The organism is Nostoc sp. DedQUE09, assembly GCF_034530915.1.
GTDB lineage: Bacteria > Cyanobacteriota > Cyanobacteriia > Cyanobacteriales > Nostocaceae > Nostoc.
In genome coordinates, this window is sequence record NZ_JAVRCE010000031.1 from 80,413 (window position 1) to 86,412 (window position 6,000).

Genomic DNA, 6,000 nt, shown 5'->3' on the forward strand with positions numbered 1-6,000 from the left:
GGGCTATGAATCATATATTGAGTTGGATAAATTGATTATTCTAGATTGAATTTGCATTAACTAAACTATTAAATATATTTTATCGATAAGAGTTTGATAAAATGTTTAGATATTTAAATTAGATATAACTTACTTATCAGTCGTACTTTTTGGATATTTTAATGTTACTACATCAAAGTTCTGGTCGGTGGCGCTTAGGGCTAACATTATCGCTATTGACGGTCTTGTTATGGGGAATTTTACCTATTGCCCTTGCAGTAATTCTACAAGTACTTGATGTTTATACCGTAATTTGGTTTCGTTTTTTAGTATCATTTGTATTGCTTGCTGTGTATTTAGGGATACGCGGCAAATTACCAAAATTAGAGCAACTGCGCTCTGCTTCGGGAAAATTATTAGCGATCGCGACAATATTTTTAGGGATTAATTATTTCTCGTTTACCCAAGGTTTAGCATTAACATCGCCTGCTAACGCTGAAGTTCTCATTCAATTATCTAGCCTTTTATTAGGTTTTGGAGGGTTAGTAATTTTTAAAGAACGTTATCGGCTGTCTCAATGGATTGGCGTTAGTGTCATGATTTGTGGTTATCTTTTATTTTTTCGCGAACAACTAACGAATTTAATTACAGCACATGGCACATATATACTAGGTAGTGCTTTAATTGTGCTAGGAGCAATGGCTTGGGCTATTTATGCTTTGGCACAAAAGCAATTATTACAATCTTTACCTTCTACCAGCATCATGTTGATAATTTATGGGGGCTGTGCTTTATTATTCACTCCTCTAGCCAAAATTAAATCACTTTTTATACTTGATGCTTTCCATTTAGGAATGTTGATTTTTTGTGCCTTGAATACTTTAATCGCTTACGGTGCTTTTTCTGAATCATTACAACATTGGGAAGCATCACGAGTAAGTGCAGTAATAGCTTTAGCTCCCATTGTGACATTAATATCAGTCGCAGTTGTATCAGTTATTGCACCTTCTTGGACACCACCAGAACACTTCACACTCATAGCAATATTTGGAGCAGGTTTAGTAGTTACAGGTTCAGTAGCGATCGCCTTGGGAAAAGCTGATTAAATGCCATGTTTTTCAGGATTTTCACTAGGTTTTGTATCTAGTTAATTTGTGCAATCTTCAAAGCTACAACATAAATACTGAGGCAGACTATTTTTTATTTGTTATGATTTAATAGTGAAGGCAAACTACTGAAGTCAGCCGGATACTTTACCCATCTGCGTGACTTTGTAGGATTTGATTGTTGACTTTATAGCCGAAAAAACCTTGAAAAAGAATTCAAAAATCAGAATTCAGGAGTCAGAATAAATTACTAGAGCATTGGGTATCGCTACTTTTTTTGGCTACTAAATCTCAGATTTAGTGGATATTTTAAACCCATTTATCCCCATTATTTTCAGCCAGCTACATTCGCAAGTCATACATTAATTCATCGTGAATTATAACTACTGACTCCTAAATTCTGTTTTGATACAATTGAGGCTAATAACTTTAAGTAAACCAAGCAGGGCGCCCGAATAACTACCAAAGCCAACACTTGATAAAACCAGACCACCGAAACAGTTGAGCGATGAATAGTTTGTTTGGTAATTGGGCCAGCACCCTCAGAAAAAATTCTTTATTGCTGGTTCTTTCAATGGTGCTGCCAACATTTGGAATTAGTAATTCTGTCTTGGCAGCAGAGCGGATTTATGCATCTTATTCAGCTTTGGAGCTTTCCATTTCAGTCAGGACTTTAGAGAACTACGCCAAAACAGGTGTAATTAACGAAGACTTAGCAGCCTATCAGCGATATCTGCCTTTAGAACAGCTTCAAGAATTGCGGCGGATTTTGCTTAATCGTGTGAAAGTTAGTCCAATAGTAGTTTCGCAACTTCTCTACACACCCCAAGGAGAATTTTTACTGCATCGATTGGCGCAAGTGATTAAAACCAATCAGCCAGAACTAGGATTGAGTACTTTGCGTTCGGCGCTAATTTTAGCCTCTGGAGAATCGGGAGGCTTGACACTTTTAAATGTGTTGCGTAAATATCCCACCAGCAGCATTCGCCTTGATGTCGCCGAGACTTTTGAAATAGCTACGGAATTGGAGAAACTTGTTAATCAAACTCATCAGGCGATCGCAGCTGTTTCCCAAAAGTCTAAAATAGAAGCTGAGAGCATTTCCCAACCAAATTTTTCGCAATTGCCCGATTTAAAGGTTCCGGGAAAATTTAAGTCGCAAAAATACACCCTGAATTTTTTCGACTCAACCCGCAATCGGCTTTTATTGACTGATGTTTACATTCCCAATGTCCAGAAGACTGCACCGGTAATTGTCATTTCTCACGGCTTGGGTTTAGACAGCAGTAACTTTCAATATTTAGCCACTCACTTAGCTTCTTACGGATTTGCTGTCGTTGTTCCCAATCACCCTGGTAGTGATGCGAAACAATTGCGTTCTCTGCTAAATGGACGCGCCATTGAAGTAGCAGAACCAAGTGAATTTCAAGACCGACCAATGGACATAACATATATATTGAATCAATTGCAAAAAGGTAATCAATCTGATTCACGGTTTAAAGGTCGCCTAAATCTGCAACAAGTTGGAGTATTTGGTCAATCTTTGGGAGGCTACACAGCCTTGGCCCTAGCAGGCGCTAAGATAAACTTTGAGCAGTTAAAACAAGACTGTCAACCAGCAGCACTACAAAATACCTGGAATATGTCTTTACTGCTCCAGTGTCGCGCTTTAGAATTGAACATCAGCAAGTCTGGCAAAGATTATAACCTGCGGGATGAGAGAGTAAAAGCTGCGATCGCAGTTAATCCCATTACTAGTTCGATTTTTGGCAAAGCTGGCTTAAGTCAAATCAAAACTCCAGTGATGATTGTCAGCAGTAGTGATGATACAGTTGCACCAGCTTTATCCGAGCAAATTTTACCTTTCTCCTGGTTGGCGAATTCCCAAAAGTATCTCGTCATGCTTGTTGGTGGCACACACTTCTCCATCATTGGCAATGCAAATCCTGCAAATCAACAAGTAGCATTACCTGCCGATATGATTGGCGATGCTTCTCAAGCGCGTCGTTACATGAATGTTTTAAGTTTACCTTTCTTCCAAACATACATTGCAGGCAAGCCGCAATACACACCCTACCTGAACGCTGCCTACACTCAAAGCATTTCTAGTAAGTCGCTTGGTTTGAGTCTCGTCAAGTCATTGAATACAACCGAATTAGCACAATTGCTGGATATTAAAGGAGCCAAACTTGTAAAAAAAAAGTTCCCAACACCATAGTCAGCTTCGGATTTTGGATGTTGGATATTGGTGTTGCGTTGCTACATGTAATGATTTTTATTTAATTTGTACAGACGTAATTAATTACGTCTGTAGAGTTTATTTGGGTCTTTATAAAATTAGAGGCTCAATTTTTGCTTGGACTTCTTCAATTAGCTCCTGTTCAACTTTCTCTACAAACAAAACCTTTCTAGCTTTCCAGTTTAGTGATTTGATCTGATCGGCTAGCACCACGCCACTGATTATCATTCCGTCAGGAAGCGGAACCTCAAAGTTAAGACCTTTTTTTTGATTAGTAATTGGACAAATTAGAACTATAGAAGCCATTCGATTGTATTTTAATGGCGCTTTTGGAGCTTGACGCACCTATTTTACGTATCTACTTTGAATATACTATCATTTGTATTTTCGCTATGTTATGGAAGCTTTGCCACGCCATTACACCATCTTCTAGTTATTTGCATTTACCTTAATTAGTGTAAAAACTATAACCAGCACATATATATGCGATCGCACTCACAACTTCTCAGCATATAATTTAAAGAAATATGACATTTAATTACGCTATTGTAAAAACCAGCTTTACATAAGTTCAGTTATGAGCCAGCCGGAATATACTACAGCCCAAGCTACTGCCCTGACTAACCACGATCGCAAACCTATTCACATACCTGGCTCTATTCAACCTCATGGCATTCTCCTGGCACTCAGTACTCAGCTAGAGATATTACAAGTTAGCAATAATACCCAAGTGTATTTGTGCAAAGCTCCAGAAGATTTGCTCGGTCAACCTTTGAGCTATTTACTTGGCCCTCAGCCAGTAGAAATTGTCAAGCAGTGCTTAGTAAAAAAGGTTGGCAGCGCCAATACTTTTAAAGTATTAATAAATACGTTATACGGGGAAATATACTTTGATGCGATCGCTCATCGTACAGAAGAAGCTGTGATTCTGGAGCTAGAACCAACTGACTCGGAATTTGAGGCGAGTTTCTTAAACTTTCATAGTTTTGCGAGTGAAGCGATCGCTAAAATGCAAAAGACATCGAATTTGGGAGAATTTTTGCATTTAGTAGCTGAAGAAGTCCAAAAAATCATCGGTTTTGATCGAGTGATGGTTTATCAATTTGACGAGTCAGAAGCGGGTTCTGTGGTTGCAGAAGTTAAACGGGAAGATTTATCACCTTATTTAGGACTCCACTATCCCGCTACAGATATTCCAGCGCAGGCTAGGGAGTTATACACGCGCTGCTTTCTGAGATTTCTCCCCGATTTGACTGCCGAACCTGTCAAACTAGTTCCAACGGAAAATCCGACAACACATCAGCATCTTGACTTAAGCTACTGTCTGCTACGGAGTTTTGATTGGTGTTGTACTGAATATCATCAAAATATGGGAGTGAAGGCTCTTTTGGTGATTTCAATTATTCAAGAGCAGAAGCTTTGGGGATTAATATCCTGTCACCATCAAACACCAAAGTATATTTCTTACGAAGTCCGCAAGATGTGTGAATTTTTGGGACAGATTGCATCTTCAGAATTAGCACACAAAATTAGTTACTCGGAATGGGATTATAAAGTAAAGCTCAAATCGCTACAGTCTGAGTTCCTTGAGTCTATTTCCCAAGCAGACAATTTTATCGATGCCCTAATCAAACCGGAAATCCGCTTGCTCGATCTTGTTAGTGCTTCTGGAGCGGCAGTTTGTCTGGATAATGAAATTACCCTTGTGGGAGCAACACCGAATATTAATGAAGTTCAAGCACTCATTGAATGGGCAGATACTCAAGTTAGTGACAACCTATTTTCTACTGATTCCCTGCCGAAGCTTTACCGAGAGGCGCTAGTATTTAAAGATACTGCTAGTGGCTTGTTGCTACTGCGGATTTCTAAAATTCGGCGCTATTATATCCTTTGGTTTCGCCCTGAAGTTCTTCAAACGGTACACTGGGCAGGAAATCCACAAGAATCCATGCAAGCACAGGCAGACGGTAGCTATACCCTGTCTCCCCGAAAATCCTTTGAACAATGGCAAGAAACGGTTAGATTAACTTCTCTACCCTGGAAAGCTTGCGAACTTGACAGTGCGATCGCTTTGAATAATGCGATCGTTGGTATTGTACTCTCGAAAGCGGATGAATTAGCTAAAATCAACCTGGAGTTAGAGCGTAGTAACCAAGAACTAGCATCCTTTGCCTACGCCGCTTCCCATGACCTCAAGGAACCTTTGCGGGGCATTTATAACTTCTCGACAGTACTGTTAGAAGACTATGCCCAAGTATTAGATGATGACGGAATGGAGTGCTTGCAAACAGTAGTATCCTTGTCTGTACGCATGGAAACTCTGATTAATGCTCTGCTGCGGTTATCGCAGTTAGGACAAGCACAACTGCGCTTGCAAGCAACTGACCTCAACGAATTACTCAACCAAGTAATCGACATTTTTCGTGCTAGTCGTCAAGATTCTGGGCTTATGGATATTCGCATTCCTCGGCCTTTACCAACAGTTTTGTGCGATCGAGTGCTGGTTAATGAAGTCTTCAGTAATCTGCTTGGAAATGCGTTCAAATACAACGAGAAAGCAGAGCAATGGGTTGAGATTGGCTACTTTTCTCAAGAAGAGGCAGAGGGGCAGGGGAGTAGGAGAGCAGGGGAGCAGGGGAGCAGGGGAGCAGGGGAGCAGGGGAGCAGGGGAGCAGG

Annotated in this window: 4 protein-coding genes; 3 read left to right on the top strand and 1 reads right to left on the bottom strand. The window is 40.0% G+C overall.

The features are described from left to right. Nucleotides 1–161 precede the first annotated feature (161 nt). Nucleotides 162–1,085, top strand: coding sequence for a DMT family transporter (locus RMY27_RS19970; RefSeq protein WP_322666117.1), 924 nt, complete (start codon nucleotides 162–164; stop codon nucleotides 1,083–1,085). A 508-nt stretch (nucleotides 1,086–1,593) separates the two neighbouring features. Then, nucleotides 1,594–3,303, top strand: coding sequence for an alpha/beta hydrolase (locus RMY27_RS19975; protein ID WP_322666119.1), 1,710 nt, complete (start codon nucleotides 1,594–1,596; stop codon nucleotides 3,301–3,303). A gap of 111 nt (nucleotides 3,304–3,414) precedes the next feature. Here the strand turns inward: RMY27_RS19975 and RMY27_RS19980 are convergent, their stop codons facing one another. Beyond that, a complete protein-coding gene (locus tag RMY27_RS19980) occupies nucleotides 3,415–3,669 on the bottom strand; it encodes a type II toxin-antitoxin system PemK/MazF family toxin (protein WP_322666121.1) in 255 nt (84 codons plus the stop codon). A 232-nt stretch (nucleotides 3,670–3,901) separates the two neighbouring features. On the opposite strand from RMY27_RS19980, the gene RMY27_RS19985 reads away from it, so the two are divergent. Continuing rightward, nucleotides 3,902–6,000, top strand: a 2,099-nt coding sequence (locus RMY27_RS19985; protein WP_322666123.1) for a GAF domain-containing protein, incomplete at its 3' end; no start/stop codon positions are given.